Origin of the sequence: Vibrio nitrifigilis (assembly GCF_015686695.1) — a bacterium.
Taxonomy (GTDB): Bacteria; Pseudomonadota; Gammaproteobacteria; order Enterobacterales; family Vibrionaceae; genus Vibrio; species Vibrio nitrifigilis.
This window is the reverse complement of sequence record NZ_JADPMR010000004.1, coordinates 506,455-525,382: the sequence shown is the minus strand read 5'-3', so window position 1 is coordinate 525,382 and position 18,928 is coordinate 506,455. Positions and strand designations below refer to the sequence as shown.

Annotated in this window: 12 protein-coding genes, 1 tRNA gene and 1 pseudogene; 7 read left to right on the top strand and 7 right to left on the bottom strand. The window is 38.4% G+C overall.

Annotation, left to right across the window (positions count from 1 at the left end):
• Positions 1-276: 276 nt before the first annotated feature.
• The 4 genes from I1A42_RS18605 to I1A42_RS18590 all read right to left on the bottom strand — a co-directional run bounded on the left by I1A42_RS18605 (position 277) and on the right by I1A42_RS18590 (position 4,006).
• A complete protein-coding gene (locus I1A42_RS18605; RefSeq protein ID WP_196124356.1) occupies positions 277-1,812 on the bottom strand; it encodes an HD domain-containing protein in 1,536 nt (511 codons plus the stop codon).
• Between the two features lie 25 nt (positions 1,813-1,837).
• On the bottom strand, positions 1,838-2,380 hold the full coding sequence (locus tag I1A42_RS18600) for a hypothetical protein (protein ID WP_196124355.1): 543 nt from the start codon (positions 2,378-2,380) through the stop codon (positions 1,838-1,840).
• Between the two features lie 4 nt (positions 2,381-2,384).
• Positions 2,385-2,834: a hypothetical protein gene (locus tag I1A42_RS18595; RefSeq protein ID WP_196124354.1), complete on the bottom strand. Its 450-nt coding sequence runs from the start codon at positions 2,832-2,834 to the stop codon at positions 2,385-2,387.
• A gap of 98 nt (positions 2,835-2,932) precedes the next feature.
• Positions 2,933-4,006 (bottom strand): hypothetical protein, encoded by a 1,074-nt coding sequence (locus tag I1A42_RS18590; RefSeq protein WP_196124353.1) that lies wholly within the window; start codon positions 4,004-4,006, stop codon positions 2,933-2,935.
• 755 nt (positions 4,007-4,761) lie between these two features.
• On the opposite strand from I1A42_RS18590, the gene I1A42_RS18585 reads away from it, so the two are divergent.
• Positions 4,762-5,610 carry an MIP/aquaporin family protein gene (locus I1A42_RS18585; RefSeq protein ID WP_196124352.1) on the top strand — a complete coding sequence of 283 codons (849 nt, stop codon included), beginning with the start codon at positions 4,762-4,764 and terminating at the stop codon, positions 5,608-5,610.
• 220 nt (positions 5,611-5,830) lie between these two features.
• Here the strand turns inward: I1A42_RS18585 and I1A42_RS18580 are convergent, their stop codons facing one another.
• Positions 5,831-6,541 (bottom strand): outer membrane protein, encoded by a 711-nt coding sequence (locus I1A42_RS18580; protein ID WP_196124351.1) that lies wholly within the window; start codon positions 6,539-6,541, stop codon positions 5,831-5,833.
• Positions 6,542-7,232: 691 nt separating this feature from the next.
• Here I1A42_RS18580 and I1A42_RS24835 point away from each other — a divergent pair.
• A pseudogene (locus I1A42_RS24835) lies at positions 7,233-7,352 on the top strand (aquaporin); the annotation flags it as partial.
• A 12-nt stretch (positions 7,353-7,364) separates the two neighbouring features.
• Here the strand turns inward: I1A42_RS24835 and I1A42_RS24830 are convergent.
• Positions 7,365-11,381, bottom strand: coding sequence for a hypothetical protein (locus I1A42_RS24830; protein ID WP_230389660.1), 4,017 nt, complete (start codon positions 11,379-11,381; stop codon positions 7,365-7,367).
• A gap of 666 nt (positions 11,382-12,047) precedes the next feature.
• Between I1A42_RS24830 and I1A42_RS18570 the strand changes: the two genes are divergently transcribed.
• Positions 12,048-13,370 (top strand): DUF6765 family protein, encoded by a 1,323-nt coding sequence (locus tag I1A42_RS18570; protein WP_196124349.1) that lies wholly within the window; start codon positions 12,048-12,050, stop codon positions 13,368-13,370.
• Between the two features lie 218 nt (positions 13,371-13,588).
• Here the strand turns inward: I1A42_RS18570 and I1A42_RS18565 are convergent.
• Positions 13,589-13,663, bottom strand: a tRNA-Gly gene (locus I1A42_RS18565).
• A 247-nt stretch (positions 13,664-13,910) separates the two neighbouring features.
• Between I1A42_RS18565 and I1A42_RS18560 the strand changes: the two genes are divergently transcribed.
• From I1A42_RS18560 to I1A42_RS18545, 4 genes are all read left to right on the top strand, one after another.
• Entirely contained in the window at positions 13,911-15,551 is a 1,641-nt protein-coding gene (locus I1A42_RS18560; RefSeq protein WP_196124348.1) for a VRR-NUC domain-containing protein, read from the top strand.
• Positions 15,552-16,046: 495 nt separating this feature from the next.
• A complete protein-coding gene (gene eat, locus I1A42_RS18555; protein ID WP_196124347.1) occupies positions 16,047-17,417 on the top strand; it encodes an ethanolamine permease in 1,371 nt (456 codons plus the stop codon).
• Positions 17,418-17,987: 570 nt separating this feature from the next.
• Positions 17,988-18,350 (top strand): hypothetical protein, encoded by a 363-nt coding sequence (locus I1A42_RS18550; RefSeq protein ID WP_196124346.1) that lies wholly within the window; start codon positions 17,988-17,990, stop codon positions 18,348-18,350.
• A 374-nt stretch (positions 18,351-18,724) separates the two neighbouring features.
• Positions 18,725-18,910: a hypothetical protein gene (locus tag I1A42_RS18545; protein WP_161157841.1), complete on the top strand. Its 186-nt coding sequence runs from the start codon at positions 18,725-18,727 to the stop codon at positions 18,908-18,910.
• The last annotated feature ends 18 nt before the right edge of the window (positions 18,911-18,928 follow it).

Below are 18,928 nucleotides of genomic sequence, written 5' to 3'. Positions count from 1 at the left end.
TGTCTAATCGGTGTCATATCGTTACATCATTAATAACGCGACATCATCACGGTTATCATCTATATCGAGCCACTACGCCTAGCCCAAGATGACTCGCCGTATTTAAATTCAACTAACACCAATATAATAATTTTATAAGAATTTTTCCTTTTAAGTAGATTGGAATGGCTTTTCGATGCTGGAAAACAAATCCACCGTATAACGAAACTAAGTATTTAGAGGCTTTAAACGCAAAGGGATCATAGCTTCGTACTTAGGCATTAAATGATTAAAATTTCACTTATTTTCCATCTCAGGGCGTATTGTTATAACTAATTTTTCACCTACTAGAGCATTTTTTATATCCTCTAAATTTGAACTTAATTCTTTACGGGAATCAGGCAAACGGTCTGGATTAATAAAAACCCTAACAAAATATTTAATTGATTGATATGCATTTAATTTACAACCACAATCAATGATATCTTTTGATTGATAATGCCCATCAGGTCGCTTAATTAATAATTTTATTTCAGTTTTATTAACATCTTTAAAAGCGTTATCAGTCATAATATCTATGATGTAATCTTTTTCTTTTATAAACTTTCCTATTTCATCATTAAACTTCAATTTAATATTTGCAATTAATGCTTTATCTACAGAATCTTTAATCGATTTGTTTGAATAGATTAATTTTGTTTCATATAATTTTTTCCATGGAACCCTTTTTACAATATTATTAACAAGATCTTCAGCACAAGAATTATCTTCAATTAATTTTGGCACTGTTTTATTAATAAAATAATCATCTGAATTGTCTAAATAAAATTCCACAAGTGAATCTAAATTATAGTTATCTATTCCACTCTCAAAACCATACAATTTCTGACTTAAATCGCCACCATTTAATTCTTTCACATATTCACAAACTTTAGTTAACATCGAAGAAAAAGCACGATTGGTTTTATGATAATAAACCTGGCTAAATAGGCTAGATCTTGAAAAGATAAACTCAGATATAGAATCTAAACAACTTTCTTTATATGCAAGGTAAACTTTTCCTTTCTCTGTAACAGGGACAATGGACATCAATATTCTTTCTACGTTATAGATACCACACTTAACACCAGAAAAATAACTATCTCGAAGTAAATAATCCATTCTATCAGAGTCAATTGGGCACGATGAAATAAGAGATGTAAATAAAGGTTGTATATCAAATTTATGACCTTTATTTATAATAAATATACCTTCATATTTATAATTTAATTCTATTAACTTAATAACGTTATCAACATTTACTTTTCCATTTAAGTTTAAATCATCGAATATTTTTCTTATAAAGATAACAGAAATATGTTCATGTTCAACCTTACCGTCTGAATCGATTAGTTCATAGACATCGTGAAATTTAGGACCAAGAACTGAGATTAATTGCTCTTTATTTAATAAAAATGAATCAAATTGATGCGACATAGGTCCATGTCCAACATCATGTAAAAGAGCAGCTAATCTTAATTCTTGGATATTTTTATCTTCAATTTCATCTATGTATTTAAAAATAAGTTTATCATGATATTTACTATCATATCGGTAAGAATTAATAATTAAGTTGACAAACATTTTATATGCAACATGCATAACTCCCAAAGAATGTTCAAACCTACTGTGCATAGCAGATGGGAATACTTTATATAAAAAAGTATTTTGTTTAACCCCTCTAAGCCTTTGAAAAAGGCTATGTCCTATAACTTGTCTCTCAATCTCGGTAATTCGAATCGTACCATGAATTGGATCTAATATTTTTCCATTTAAATGTTTTTCGAAATTCATACTCCCTCCTTAGTTATAACACTTATCATACTTTGTTTATTGGTAACTCTTTACCTTGAACATTTGGAAAATGCGAACACACTACTCTATAGTTTGAGTACAATTCTATAAACGTTCTAGAAAAGAAAGCTCCGATTAATACAACGACTACACTGACAATAAGTGTAACCCATGTCACTATTTTCTGGGATGAGTCTATCTTACCCTCTATTTTTACTTGTTCAGTTTTTAAATTATTTATTTCAGACTTTAATGAAGCAATTGTTATTTTATTTTCATTAATATTTTCTCCTATAGAGCTTATAGATACCTCTTTTCTCAAAATATCTTTATATTTTGACTCTATATCCTCTTTTAATGACTGAGCCGTCGCTAAGTCTGTAGATATTTTGGATAACCTACTTTCCAAATTTTTTATTCTTAATCTCAATAAATCATTATCCTTTTGTAAGGTGTTTTCTACTTCATTTATCTGCTCTAACAATTCAGAGGCCATATCACTATTAGCATATGAGAATGTAGAGAATATTATTAGAGAAATAATAACTGTTAGTATTAATTTTTTCATAACGTCATCCTTCTATTTCCACTGAAGATTCACTTACTATTTTATGTTTTCCATCTTCCTGAATATAGACTCTAAATATATATCTACCTTTATCTTGACTCCAAATACGCTTTGAAACCCAATAAAAAGCCTCTTCTCTATCTATTGGCCTCTGATATTGTAAATATTTTCGATTAGTCCGATAATTCCCTAAATTTTCATTTTTATCATCCGATTCAAACTCCCACTCTAGAAAATATTTCTGAGATGTAATCTTCCCATCTGGAATTAATCTTAACCATCCCCATAATTTAATAAGTGTATTTGGTGAAATATTATTCACCTGAGTAACATCTCGATATTTTTCTTTATCAAAATTAATTATTATTTTGCTATCAACATGATCTTTAGAGAAACATGCATTACCAAATAATAATAGTATAACGATAGCTATAACATTTATAATCTTTGCCATTCCTGTTTCTCCAAGTTAATATAAATCCAAGAAACCTAACGTAAAGTTTAGTTGAAAAATAACCGGAACTATATTTTTCGAAAAAAAATTCGTGACAGTTATTCTGTCAATTGGAACGCCTTGTTGGGTGGAATTATATGCCCATGACTATCAAATAAGATTGACAACGTGCCAGATCTTAATTTTTCACGAAAATTAACTACATTAACTTTTCCATCGAGAGCGTCGCCGACCAACATATCCATTAATGATCCAAAAACATTGGGATCATAAGTATCAAATTCAGGCTTTGAATCTGTCAATTTACAAACTATTTGCGGAGGATTAACACCAGATATGTCAGTCAATGTCGAATATATTGGGGCATTTTTTAAATGTAGATTACAACAAGCGAAATTAGCTACCAATTCACGAAATTGCATACTAGTAACTGAACCACTTAATTTTTCTATTACAGTTTTGTTAAGTTGATTAATTACTGCACCAGCATCGCCAAATACTGCAATAATACCAATATCACCTATAATTATTCCTGATGTGTTAGCAAAGGATATATCCATATAATCGTACTGTTTTATAGCATCTCGACTATCAACAGGAATTACAAAAAAAGAACCAATGCAAAGTTCGTCAAGAGATGCTTTGGTGTAAGGAATACGACTTAAGCAATACACATGGTGGAATCTTTCCCAATCATATCCGACTCCCTCAGCAATTGATGAAGACTCAATTCTACGATCCAAATACATTCGTAGAGATTGATCCATTATGTGAGTTTTTGTAAAAATCAAAGCTAACCATATATATATCTTTAAACAAATATCGTCATTTAATAAGTTAGTAAAATATTCAAAATCACCTGAAAAAATCCGGCTCAATGGTGTTTCCAATACTGTACTGAGTAAACTATTGCACTCTGAGCAACAAGGAATAACATACTGATTATATTTAAACTTACTACCATTCGGTAAATTTACAGTTTCATTATAAAGGTCAAACCGCTTTAAGATCCATTTCGGAATTACATGCTCATCATTATGGTTGTTGGCATCTAATCTTTTGGTACATAAAAAGCATACATCTGAATTACATATCTCTGATGCAAAAGAAGAAATACTTACAAATGTAGTTTTACCATTGGAATCTACAATATTTCCGTTATTGAGTTTCACTGCATTCTCCTTTCTATCTAACAGTTATTACAGAGAACCGATATACAGAACACTTCTATATAAACTGTCCATTCTTATTAAATTAAAGCTCTAACTGTTTATTACCTTGAATAAAATTCAGAACCTTATTATGCTTTTCATACCGAAATACTGGCCTTGGCTGTTTAATATTACCACAGCTCTGTTTTTGCCATTTTTCTATTTTAATATGCTTTACAACGCTACCGCCCTTTCGCACACGAACTAAATTGACATACATTTACAATTACCTTGTTGCATATTATGTATAGCAAAATAGAGACAGGTTTCCTACGGCATTTACCCATAAAGAGCTATAAAACACGTTGCATGAATCAGTATTTTTCATGAAACAGGCTGCAATTAATGTCAAACGACCATTTACTCTTCTTTTCTTCGTTAGTTTATCGATTGGTCAGTCCAATTATCTGAATTGGTGAGTAATGAATAACGTAACGTTATTAGAGAAAATACGTCTTCTTACGGGACGTAATCTGCCCCTAATTAAGTCTTAATCGAATAGCGCCCTGTCACTTCCCTATTCGGGTATTACCTCCCTATGTGTTTTTTGGCTCCACCAGCAATTAATACAACTGCCAATTATTCGCATAAAAACTGTCGGCTTTACTGGCTGAGTAATTAAGATTGTGTGAAGCGGCGCAATTTATGAAACCGGTTTCTTTTCTATATTTTCGCACATCAAATCGCGCTCAATGGTAGCGATAATAAGGAATAGTATGACTCACACCCTTAAAGGACAGTGCATAGCAGAATTCTTTGGCACAGCGCTGTTTATCTTCTTTGGTACTAGCTGTTTGTGTGCTGTTAGGCTCGCAGATTCAGGTTTGAATTCTTGGGATATTTGTATTGTTTGGGGTTTTGCTATTTCGCTATCGGTCTATTTAACTGCAGGCATCTCTGGGGCGCATTTAAACCCCGCTGTTACCATTGCCTTTTGGTTGTTCGCTAATTTTGAACGGCGCAAGGTGATCCCATATTCACTGTCACAATTGGCTGGCACCTTTTGTGGTGCTGCACTCTGTTACTATTTTTATCAAGATCTCTTTGTCGGTTACATACACGCCCATCACATCCTATTGGGAACCGAAAACAGCCTTTATTTGGCGGGAATTTTCACTACTTTCCCTCATCCCGCTATTACGGTAACCCATGCGTTTATGGTCGAAGTTATTCTAACGGCAATCATGATGTGCTTGATAATGTCACTGACGGATGATGGACATGGTGTTCCCCGTGGCGCGCTGGCACCACTATTAATCGGTATCATGATTGGTGTTATTGGCGCAGCGGCTGGGCCACTGACCGGTTACGCGATGAATCCCGCTCGTGACTTTGGTACACGTCTTTTTATCTATTTGGCTGGTTGGGGCAATATTGCCATGACGGGCGGACGCGACATCCCTTATGTATTTGTCCCTTTGATTGCCCCCGTAATTGGCACATGTATCGGAGCCATTACTTACCGTGTGTTGATCGTAAAATACTTTCCTAGCCCATATTATGATGAGAAGCGAATGTTTATAGCAGAGCAATCACACGGCGACGTGGATTTAAAAACACAATAGAAAGGACACACAATTTAAATGATTGTCATGTGCCCTTGTATTTTCGAACACCACTTAATATTCACAGACAAGTGATTAGTACAAATTTTTTACGTTTAGATCACTAATAGAGTAAATTGGCCGAGGACAGACATCTTAAACCTTGCAGCTTTTAAGCTGTGTGCTCCCTTTTTTTGAAACAATCAAAATAAAACCATCAGACAAGAATGTTATTAAGATGCTAGTTAAAATAGTAATAAGTCTGAATGGTAAAATCATGAGTCATTAATTTTGCCGTATGTGTTTCATCACCATCACATAAACTCGAAGCACCATTACAATTATCAGCAGTACCAATCTTCCCAAGATAACTAAATTGATAACCAATCCCTATTTTAAATGCATCGGATACATCATATTTTGTTCCTAACATAAATGCCCCCGTTAATTTGGTACGTATTTTCTTATCAAATTGAGCCTCTCGGGATTCATTGGTCATATCGTATTGGTAACCTTTTGATGTAACTCGTGTTACACCAATACCAATACCAATATAAGGAGTGAAGTCACTGCCTTCTAGTTCAACATCATATAAGCCATTTATCATTAATGATTGTTGCTTAATCGTGGTTGTTGTCGACTCACTATAACCACTATCCCACACGGTTAAATCTCTAAACTTTTCAGAATCAACCATTCGGTACATCAACTCTACCCGATAAGGTAAATCTTGCCATTTATAGCCTAAACCTAACGTGGTAATTAAAGCATTATCATCATCGTCATCAGTTCGAGTATGTGCAGTTAAACTTGAATACCCCTCCACATCATGGAATTTGGCATAGGAACTACCTATTCCTAGAGAACCGTAATAGCCATAATCTTTAGCTTCTATGTTGGTAAAGTAAAGTGAACATATTGCAGCAATACATACCTGTGTTTTTTTATTCATATGTCATCTCCAAAAAAAGGGATATGCAATAAAACTAGTATAAATTACTCGCATTACTCAGGAGGAAATCAAAAAAATGAAATATATATCAATTATTCGGATTAATATGCAAAAAAGCCCACTATTGAGATCCATTATAATTTAATAAAGTCTTACTATTAACTTCCATAATATCTTCTGTTTTAAAAGTGCAGATTGGATTTTTCAATCATTATCCTATTCTGCAATAGGTAGGATCAACTCAACAAAAACGCCGCTGTGTTTATCAAACAGCAGCGCCATAAATTGAGAAACTAGCAATTAATTAAAAATAAACAACCAACTGTTTGAGTAGTTCCTCTTGTAAAGCTAACGTGAGCGATTCTGCGCCTGCCAGCTGATTAAACTCTTGGTAGTCATTGCCGAAGACGTCAAAGATAAGCAGTTAAGTCGCCTCTTCGTCATACTCCGAATGCTTCGAGGAAAGTAGCCAAACGCCTTGCCCATAGTCACCTGTGACAATAGCTACTGGTTTGTTGGTAGGCTATGTAAATCTAGTGAGCGCCTGATAATTATCGAGCTTTGAAGATGTCTTTGGTGTTTCAAACAAGCGGTTCCCGAGGTCCAAAAGGGTATTTTACGGTCTGTTTAATTTAACGAGGACAATAACCCTAAACTCAGCGGTTTTAAAAGTGTCCTCGTAAGAATCTGCAATTGGCTGGCACCACTATTAATGGGTATCATGATTGATGTTATTGGCGCAGCGAATGGGCCACTGACCGGTTACGCGATGAACCCCGCTTGTGACTTTAGTACACATCTTTTTATCTATAAGTCATCTAGGTTACCACCTCTTAAACATCCGACTGATCGTTTTTCCTGCACCTTTAATCCAATTGGTTGCATCGCCGCCCCAATTCTTAATGTCGTTTACCGCATAACCAGCTTGCTGCAGCGCTTTACCTGCCAGTTTTGTGCTGAGATTATAGGTAGATTTTAAAGCATTACCGACATCATCAACCGCGTATCCAGCTTGTTTTAACGCGTCAGCCGTCACATCACTGCTAAAATGGTACACAGATGACATAGCACCTGCGACATCTTCAGCCGCATACCCAGCTTGGTGTAATACGTAGACCGTCTCCTTTCCAGATAATTTGTACACCGATTCCATCGCACCTGCGACATCCTTGGCGGCATAGTTTGCCTCTTTCAACGCTTTCGATGTCGCTTTATCGCCCAATTGATAGACCTCTTTTAAACCTGTTGCGACTTCATCGACGTCTCTATTCAGTTGGCGGCTAGCATGAATCATCTCTTGTTCTGTCGCGTTGAATACCTCTTTTGCGACTTCTGCAACATCGCCAGAAAATTCGAGCCCTCTCGTACTTATCGATGTTGCCCAAGCATCAATGGTATCCCATATTTTATCGAAGGATTTCGTAACCGATTTCGTGATATGTTCGACTAAGTGATCAAATACCGCCTTAAAGTCAGACGGAGCTTCACTTAAGGTCAACGACAGTGCGGGTAATCCATACCCTGCAACCTTTAATTGACCATCCAAACTTAACTTAAACCCTGATTCAATGGTTAAACTTGCATTCATGGTCAAATCCGTATTAATAGGAATCTTATCCAGTACCTTTACCGACCGTATATAAATCGGGCCAATCGCTTTAATGCCAAACAAAATATACCCATCTGCGTTAAACATTTTCTTATTAAGGATGCAATGGCTTAATGCCAGTTGTACCACGCCAAATAACATTTCACTGATTGAAAATGAAAATCCAGCGCTAGAGAACTGCCCATTAATTGCATAACGGTTTAAACCTAGAAAACTGATGGCACCTGCAATCGTAGCTTTTTGTTGCTCTAGGCTCAAAACCAGATCGAATTCTGGATAAGCCGATGTACCCGCTCCCTCTAATGTAAATATATTCAGTAAATTAACGGGTTCCATTTGCCCTTTCGCCTTGATACCTTTGGCAGGATCAATGTCTATATCCGTGGAAGCATCCCAACCTAAGATATCGATGGTTCCCTTAGCTCTAAATCCCTCGTCAAAAGTGATCCCACCAATTTGAGTCGTTGTGGGAACCACATAAATATCGACATTGTGATAACCAGAATCTAAGAGAGCGACAAGTTCGGATGGCATGGCTTTAATGATCGCAGGGTCACACATCTCGAATATGGCTTTAATATCAAACTCACTAAAAGCAAGATTAAGCGCACTTTGCTGTGGTGCTTCGGAGTTAAATAAGACGGCGATACGACCACTTAGATTGTTCACACTCACTGTACCAGTAATCCCGACATCTGGTATTGCCTCATCACTTATCCCCACTTCTAACGCTAAGTTTGATAGTGTTAACCCACGAACACCAAATGGCCTATCCCAGTCGCCCAGTAACGTTGCAGCAAGTGTCACACCATTCACTTCAACGGACAACTTACCTGTAAATGTTAATATTTCACCAATATCGACGGCCGCCTGTAAATCGACGCTAAAAATAACATTGCCAGATAACAGCTGCATCGATAACCCGGTCTTGGTTAACGTAATACCAGCGCCTAAATCATAGGAACCGCCAAACTCCCCTTCTAAGGTCACATTGTCGTCCGATTGGATAGCCAGTGTCGTTACCAGCGAATCGATGTTTAGTTTCAGGGCATTCTTAATCTTCTTCAAATCCGCATTATTATTCATAGAAAGAGACATCAAAAAACTTAATCCCTTTGTTACATCAGTTGTCAACTTAGGCGATTCTCTCACCGTAACACCTGTGCTCTGCATACTGCTTAGAATAAGGGTTGTATCCTGAAAATTAAGGCTGTCGATTGGCTTAAGTGCTGATGATATATGAGAAAAGTGAAAATCGTCTCCTGTAACAGCGGCGAAAATGAAGCCCCAGTCACTGCCGTCTTTGCTAATCTTGAGCAATATACTCCCATAGCCATCAACATCAGCGGTAATATCGGCATAACCACTGTCCAAGTTAATCTCCATGTGGGTATTGTCTAAAGTAAAGTCCGCAATCCGTTCCGGTAAAGCCAATGTTTGGAGCAGATCATGACCACACAGTGTTTTAATCAGCTTAGACAAAGAAACCGTACCTAAACTAGTCGAAAAATCGGTGCCCTTAGACAAATCATAATCTATAGCGACCGTCAGTGAACCGAGCGTAATATCGCCTTGGATCGTCCCCGTTGTTTTACCTTTAGCTCTGTTAATTTCGACAGTTAATCCCTGCAGTGATAGCGATGCGATGCCAAGATTAATTGAACTTTCAGTGGCGATTACTGCCTTGAAAGCTAACGTATCAGAATCAGAAGCCCAACTCATACGAGTCGACTTGAGGCTGATATCAGGTAATGCGTCATCAACAGTGAGATGTACCGTTGAAAAAATCGACAAAACAATCGATTTGAATGAAATAGCCTGATCCGTTGTGCCACTCAATGACCATCCATCTTCCGTCGCAGCTCCTGTGACTGATAATGCCACATCATCAATCGATACTTCTCCCCCAATAGTGCCAGTACATTGTCCCGCTACATCGGATATTTCAATCGTAGTTTCTGTTAAATCCAGAGTAATTCCATCGATCGAAAATGTTAGGTTTGTCGCTGAATTTGCAGTTAATTCGACCGTTTTTTTGTCAATATCGCCCGTTAGATTCACATCAGTTAATGTTGCTGCAGGAAATCCGGTAAAATTGACACCAAAACCGCTTGTTAAATCGGCTAAAGTAACCGACTGTTCGTCTTCAAGTACGCATGTCAAAGTAAGGCCTGGTAATAGTGCGCTTACATTAAATTTTGCACTGCCCAGCGTCATGTTTGATTGTAATGTTGCGCGAGTAGAGCTATTGCTAGAAGACGACGCCCCTTTTTGATAATTCAGTTTTATTTGGGGCTGTGCCAACGTTAGGCCCGCTAATGGCGACCAATCTTTTAATAATGTCACGATGACATCAAAATTTAACAGTGTCAGAGTACTTCGATTAAGGTCAAATTTTAGCTCAGTGAGCGTTAATCCGGTTTCAGCAATAGCTTGGTCCAACGCCGACAATGCATGCGTCAGAACGTCAGCTTCAGGTAATGACGCTAATAATTGCTCACATCCGCTAAATGGATCATTCGTCGTACTCTTGTAAGTCAAAAGTACATCTTCACTACCTGATGGTGCGCAAAGAGAGACAGGAAATGATTGTGAGCCAATTTCACAAGTGGCACTCAGATCACCAGTAAAATCACTGCCTTTGTGGTACGTAAGCCTCCCGGAAGCATCAGTGATACTCAATGAACTGACACCGGGTATTTTAAGCGGAGACACCATCTTATAATCAAGGGAACATGTTTCATCAATAAATGAAACCGTTAACTTAATCGAAGCATCAACAGGTTTCGTTAACACACAGGTAAGAGTATTGATGCTTGGGTCAGCTGACGAATAATGTAACGTACAAGACTCAAAGCTAAATTGATTTAATAACGTCGATTTAAGCCAAGAAAAAATCCCTTCAGGTTGATGATTCGGAGCCAGTGTCGCATCAAAGATTAATGATTCGCTATTATCGATGAGAGTCACCGTTATCGTGGTACTGATTGTGCCTAACGAGGCTAAATCAGTGGTGCCTTTTATCACACAATGAGTGTCATCCACTATTGTGTTAGCAGCGTTTGACAGTGCGATGGTCATTGCGTCGCACTTTAACACCTGAGTGAAAAAATCATCCGCGACCACGTTGTCGAACCACTGTTTTTTTACAGTGACTTTTTTAGAGGTGACGCCCTGCTTTAACGCATTGATTAACTCATTCATTCCATTAGATATGGTAATGGTTGTCATGATTATTGTCCTAAATTAAAAAAGATCGACACCACTGTTTTTTTCGCATTTACTGAAAAACGTCAATCGCAAACTGACGGTTCTATAGAACCACGACGTTCCGACAAATCACTGAATTCGAATTAATTAAATAGTGCATCTTTTTTATTAAGGTAAAGCGCTAAACTAAGACTACATCACACAAAGACGGGAACTTTAAATCTAACGATACTGCTTATTTCTCATCGTTCCACGCTCCTTAAAGGCAACTGTAATTTATTTCCTTGCTGCGCAATATTTCACAATCAGACATAAAAATAATATTTAATCAGTATATTAGCCTTACGAGAACACAGCCTCTTCATCTAAATATTGAGTACTTTGGGTGTCTGTCTTTCATCTAACTCTTTACATATCTCTGTTAGTAACATTTAAATCCATATGTGTGATAGTATAGTTTCAACAGATGAGCGTGGTAACAAATTTTATTTTTTCAATATATTTTATATATCAATTTTTTAACTATATTATTATTTTAAAAGGTTTATTTCCGTTTCATTAATAAATGAATAAAAATATAATTCAAAGTAAAAAAATGAAATATATATAAATCAGACAATATTCACATAATGGGGCTTATTCTTGAACTAAAAGAAATGTATTTATGTCAAGGATGGAGAAATCATTATGCAAACATCAATGCACTACCACGCAATCTTTTGCCTTTCTCGAGCAGCAGGTCTCAATGTTGAAACTGCGAAGAGAATTGCTTTTGGCAGTGAATTTGTCGATCATCTAGAACACCCAAACAAAGTGTCGATTACATTTAAAGATGGGGACAAATTGAGTTATTTCCCAACGCTTTTACCTAGTATCGAAGATCCATTTTGTTACACGCAAAGCCGATGCTGGAACAGTTGGGTTCCTTTCCACTTTTTACCTGCTTGTGATATTGGCAGCAAAACCCCACTGGTTTCAGATAAAACTCAACAACGTCGAGCTAGTATTTGCCAGCAAGACAGCCCTATTTCTGTTGCAATGATTTCCGCAGCGATTGCAAGAAGTGCGGCCTATTTTAATCACAGTAACGCGTCATTAGCCGATATTGGATTAGGTGTCGCATTACATGTTTTTGCCGATACCTATTCACACCATGGTTTTTCAGGACTACAAAGCCATTTTAACGACTGTAAAGTGGTAACCAAAGATCCTCTGTTAGTAAAATTACTGATTATTGAACACATCAGTTCTAAATCTAAAAGTAGCTTTTCACATATGCTTGATGACATTGAAACCGACATTAGTGAGGAAGTGAAGAAATTGTGTCTTGATGAAGGTCTGAGCGAAGACGCACTATCAGATACTCTCACTCGCATGTCTTGTGGACATGCTCAAGCATTGACGCTACCCGATATCCCTTACCTCAATTTTGACGTATTTTGGACCCATTTTATAAACAGAGGCACAAAAGCGAAAACGCAACGAGATAACCAACAAGCATTTATAACTGCTTGTATGGATATCTACGATTATTTGCGTCTATATAATGGTAAGACTCAAAAAACTGAGGCGAACGTAACTGAGGATGAGCTACGAAAGATTGTTACTCATATTATCGAAACAGAAGTGAATGCAACAAAACGGGAGGAATTATGGGTAACTGCTTATGAGGCTGGACATTTTAGTAAAAATACCGAACCCGATATTCTGCAACAGGAATTTCCCGATTTTGAACAGGACATGAAGCAATTTACCCAAGAGTTGGGCGATGCCGGCTCTATGACGAAAACACAATTTGAGCAAACCCGAAGCGGTATGTTTATTCAAGCGACGGAAGAACATAGAGAATACGTGTTAGAAAAATTAATTCCAGAAGAATTTCGTTTTTATGATTACTGGACTAACGAAAAATCACTTACTGATGAGATCGTTTTAACCCCTAAAAATAAAAAAGAGTTTGCGAAAGAATTAGAAAACATAGAATCCAAAACACACGTCCCACATTACTAATGTTAGACATCCGAAGGTAAAATAGAGTGATTCGTCACTCTATTTTCACATTACTCCCAAATTCAACTTCGAAACGTAGTCATATACAAAGTTGATTGAAAATCGTGGGTTTAAAATAAACCAATAATCAAAAAATGCCGTTCAAGACAGTTGGATAACTATTTTTACTTGAGAAATTTGTGTTTGAAAAGTTGTAACGGAAGCGTTACGAAAGAGATTGGAGCGGGCAGCGGGAATCGAACCCGCATCATCAGCTTGGAAGGCTGAGGTAATAGCCATTATACGATGCCCGCATTGCTTTGCACCGAAGCGATGGAAGTAATATGCCACTACTCCTTGGAAAAGAAAACCCCTTTTTATCAAAATCTTGTTCGTTTGCGCACTTAATAAACAAAGCCCGATCAATTGGTTACAAAGAGCGCATTAATCGATCAATATAACACCACCCTCTCACTACCTTGTGCTGACTATCAATATCTTGAACCAAAGATCGTGGTGCTCACTCGCTTTTTAAGGTGATAGTTTGCCATAATACTCACTATGAAAAGAGAAGCCCCCGCCATAGAACTTGCACCAGATTACTACTTAGACAACTTTTTGCGTCTAATCGAACATGCCCATGAATGGTACGTAGATTTGTTGACCGAGCAGGAACGTGATTGGATCACGACATTTTTGTCTCTTAACCACGATGCACAATGTTTATTGGTACGTTTGTTATCCCGTAAAGGGGAATGGTTTCGTAGTGACAAGCTTAACTATGCTGAAATCGGCGATATCAATGGCGAGCTTCACGCTCTACAAGCGGCTGGATTAGTGGTGCTTAACCCTCACATTGATGAAGCCACCTTATCTCAGACGCTATTAACTAAGCCAGAGATACTGGCGCGTCACCCTACTCTCAGCCGTTCTGATCGCAAAGAACAATGGCTAGCAACATTGCAACAAAAACAAGAGGCAGGGTTACTGGCTCAAATGCCCGCTTATCCCTTTATATTGATTCGCTTACTGAATGCTGAAATTATTGAAGTGTTATTGGTGCTCTTTTTCGGTAACGCCCGCCAAGATCTTAGCCAGTTTGTGTTAGAGGATTTAGGACTTAATCGCTTTGAACCGTATACGCTCAGTCGTGAGAGGCGCTTTTTTACCGAACGCAAGAGCTTGGAAGAGCTACGAGTTATTGCTCAGATTCAACATCAATATTGGTTACTCAATAAACCGACTCTTACTAGTATCACGTCACTAGTAAACATGATTCCTTCGAAGGCGTCACACCGTCACGTTGAACGTAAACGCCAACGTGTCATTAATCTTCTGGCAAGAGAGCTTGAACGCTGCGGTGAATATCAGCAAGCGCTGTATTGGTTTAGTCAATCGGAGCTTGTACCCAGCCGTGAGCGCCGCGCCCGCATTCACGATAAACTTGGCGATATTGCGGAGTACGAAAATATCGTCACTGATATGTTAATCGATCCTCAAGACCAACAAGAACTTGAAGTAGCCCAACGCCTCCATCAAAAAGTCATTCGTTACCGTGGTGGTAAAGTCACCCGCGCGGCTAAACCCGCCTATAAAGAGCGGCACATCGAACTCGACCTCACCCAATGCCGAGTAGAGCTGGCGGTCAAAGCGTATTTAGAGCAACAAGGTTATCGCGTCTATTATTTGGAAAATCACTTCCTGAATACCTTATTAGGCCTAACCTTGTGGCCCGCGCTTTTTGCTCCCATTGAAGGTTCCTTTATTAATCGTTATCAACATCGCCCCTTAGATTTGTATCATGAAGATTTTGTCGATAAGCGCCAAGAACTCATCGACCAATCGTTGCAAGCGCTTAAAGAACAAGGTGTTCTATCGTTAATGACTCGATGGCAAGAAAAATGGGGCACCAGTAATCCTTTTATCTACTGGGCTGGTTTTGATGACACACTGTTTGAACTTGTCGAACAAGCCATTTCACGCGATATTCTGATCGAATTAATGTTGGTTCAACTAAAAGACCTGCGCTTGTTTAAAAGCGGCATGCCAGATTTAATCGCCTTTAAAGACGGTAAATATGAATGGATCGAAGTAAAAGGGCCGGGAGACAAGTTACAAGAAAGCCAATGGCGGTGGATTCGTATTTTTAAACAGCTTCAAATCCCCTTTTCTGTCTGTCATGTTAGTGCCAAAAATGACTAACGTTTTAAGTCTGCCATTTGTGGTGCAAGCAAATTGTCATGATTGCCAATTACTTACAGACTAATAAATCGCATTTCACCAATATGAACTTCCAAGCACGAAATTACGACACGCGACCGTTATAGCGCACTATTTTTGTGCACCACCCAATTTTCTGCGCTTTTTTTGTGCCTCGAACTTAAATGTTTACGCTATTTTTCCGGTTTGTTATCGATTCTTAACAGCATAAATCACTCCTTATTTGCGTTCTTATATTATAGAAGCAGAATATCTATTCATAATACATGTACTTTTAGTATTTTCTCTGATTATGAATCAATCGTTACACTTTTTCTTAATTTAGGTATGACTTTCGCAAGATGTTCTGCAATGAAACATGAACAACTGCATATGCAATTGTTTTAAACAAAAACCAACATGTTTCGTTGTAGCACGATGATTTCACGGAAGGATATTCTGTCTCATCGTAAAGGGACACTTAGGAGACATTTATTTATGACGGCCAAATTAGAAAAAACACTGGGCGCAGTTTCACTTTGGGGAATTGCAGTTGGCCTAGTGATTTCCGGAGAATATTTCGGATGGAGTTATGGTTGGGGCATTTCAGGAACCCTCGGCTTTTTGGTAACCACTATTATTGTGGCAGCCATGTATACCTGCTTTATTTTCAGTTTCACCGAATTGACGACAGCGATTCCCCATGCAGGTGGCCCTTTCGCATATAGTCGCCGTGCGTTTGGGGAAACAGGTGGTTTAATTGCTGGGCTTGCCACTCTGATCGAATTTGTATTTGCGCCACCAGCAATCGCAATGGCTATCGGTGCGTATCTCAATGTTCAGTACCCTGACCTCGATCCAAAAATTGCCGCAGTGGGTGCTTATATTGTATTCATGACTCTTAATATCCTTGGCGTTAAACTCGCAGCGATGTTTGAACTTTGTGTAACCATTTTAGCTGTGATTGAACTCTTGGTATTCATGGGTGTTGTGGCACCAGGATTCGCCATCAGTAATTTTGTGGCTAATGGCTGGGCGGGCAGTAATGAGTTTTCATTCGGCACCTTGTCTGCGATCTTCGCGGCAATCCCATTTGCTATCTGGTTTTTCCTTGCGATTGAAGGCGCAGCAATGGCAGCCGAAGAAGCGAAAGAACCACAACGCACCATTCCTAAAGCGTACATCGCAGGTATTTTAACGCTTGTTGTCCTTGCTCTTGGCGTTATGATCTTCGCTGGCGGTGCGGGCGACTGGAGCAAACTGTCAGGTATCAACGATCCACTTCCACAAGCAATGAAAATGGTGGTTGGTCACAACTCTAACTGGTTACACATGCTGGTATGGATTGGTCTGTTTGGTCTTATTGCAAGCTTCCACGGTATTATCTTGGGTTACTCGCGTCAGTTCTTCGCTTTATCTCGCGCAGGTTACCTACCAAAAAGCTTATCGACCTTGTCTCGCTTTAAAACCCCACATCGTGCAATTTTAGCCGGTGGTGTGATTGGTATCATCGCGATCTTTAGTGATGGTGTGGTGAACCTGCAAGGGATGAGCCTGACTGCTGCTATGATCACCATCGCTGTGTTTGGTGCGATTGTTATGTACATCATGAGTATGTTGAGCCTATTCAAACTGCGCCGTACAGAACCAAACTTAATTCGTAGCTACCGCGCGCCGTTCTACCCTGTTGTTCCAGGTATTGCTCTGGTACTCGCTGTGCTATGTTTGATTGCAATGGTTTGGTTTAACCAAGTGATTACGCTAATTTTCTTAGCCATGATGTTTGTCGGTTACGTCTATTTCAGCATGACAAAACATCAACGTGAAAATGCCGAAGAAGATTTAATGCTTGTCGGAGACAATCATTAAGTTAGAACTCGTCTGATTTAAACACTATAAGGTCGGCACTCTTGCCGGCCTTACTCTTTTTAAGCTCATCCTTTTTAATCAAATTAGCGCTTAACATTCGTGTTCAAAACCTAACTATCACCTTCCCCTGACAGACAATTTACATTTGGTAAAAAACCAGTTTCACACCAGTTTGAAGCGGATCGCACAAATGACCTAGTGTTGGTTTTTTCAGCACATTTTATCGTTAAAATTCATTCCATCAGCAACTATACCCAAATGACCTCAAGATGCAGGATTCAGAGCTTCATCAACGAGCCTAGGTCAAGCTCAATCACGGCAGGAATGGTCATTCCCTTTTAACGTGATTGGGCGCAGAAATAGGTTTGTTGATGAGCTCCCGAAGGGCGAGTTTTATTCGCTCCTAGGCTGTGTTACTGATTTTCTACGTAGAATGACTATGTCTTCAAATCAGTGCCTTGCCTAAGAGCGAATACATTCTCGCTGAAACAGCATCTTGAGGTTACTTGGGTATATAAGCTGAAACAGTTATTAGAAATGTTAATACATTCCGTTGCTAGGAAATCCATAATGAAAACGAAAAGACATATCGACGTTATCTGTGACGAATGCTATCAAGAGTTTTCGCTCACCCCTAATGACCAAAAAAACATTGCTGAATACGGACACATTCACTGTAAGCACTGCTCAACCGTGGTGACGTTTGAAGATACGATTTCACACAAACTGAAATCTTTTGCACTGCTGTCGTTTTATCTGATTAATACCATCACCATTCTCACTATTATGTTAAGCCATTTAGTGATGGAAAACGGATATCCAGCGACTTATGCCTTGGCCAGTGTCGGGCTATACATTATCGTGATGATGGCCATGAAAGGTAACCCATCTAAATTGGTCAGCATTATGAAGGAACGTGATACCGTTTTTTAAACAAACGTATGAATATACCGGGCGGTATGTTCAATGATGAAATGCTCTTCAATGACGAAGTAAAGCCCGGTAAAAAATCAATAAGTATCAATTACCTACAAATCCCCTTTCATATCTTAGCACCTATTCCCAGCGACCAATTCCCGCTTCGATATTCCATTACCCACTTGAAAATTTCCTTTTTATGCGATTAAATTTTTTAGGTTCTATCTTACTGAGTGACAGATAGAAAACGTTCAGATCGATGCGATCGCCCTAGGATCCGATGATCCATTTTCCAAAGTTTGACTACAATGATTTTGAGGTCTGTAGACCTAGTAACATGACATCCACTTAGTGACGTCATTTAGCCGTAGCAACTAGGAGGTGCGAAGATGAATATTCGTGAAAACATTGACGTACTGGAACAACAAATCTACATCGCCTGCTCTGAAGGTGATTACGACACTGTGTCTAAACTGGAAAAGCAGTTGGAATATCTCAGGGGTAAAGCCGAACATCCTTTTGAGGAGGATATGTATGCCATCGAAGGGCGTAGTTTCCCAGAAGATTGGTACTAAATATTTTCTTGTACCCTG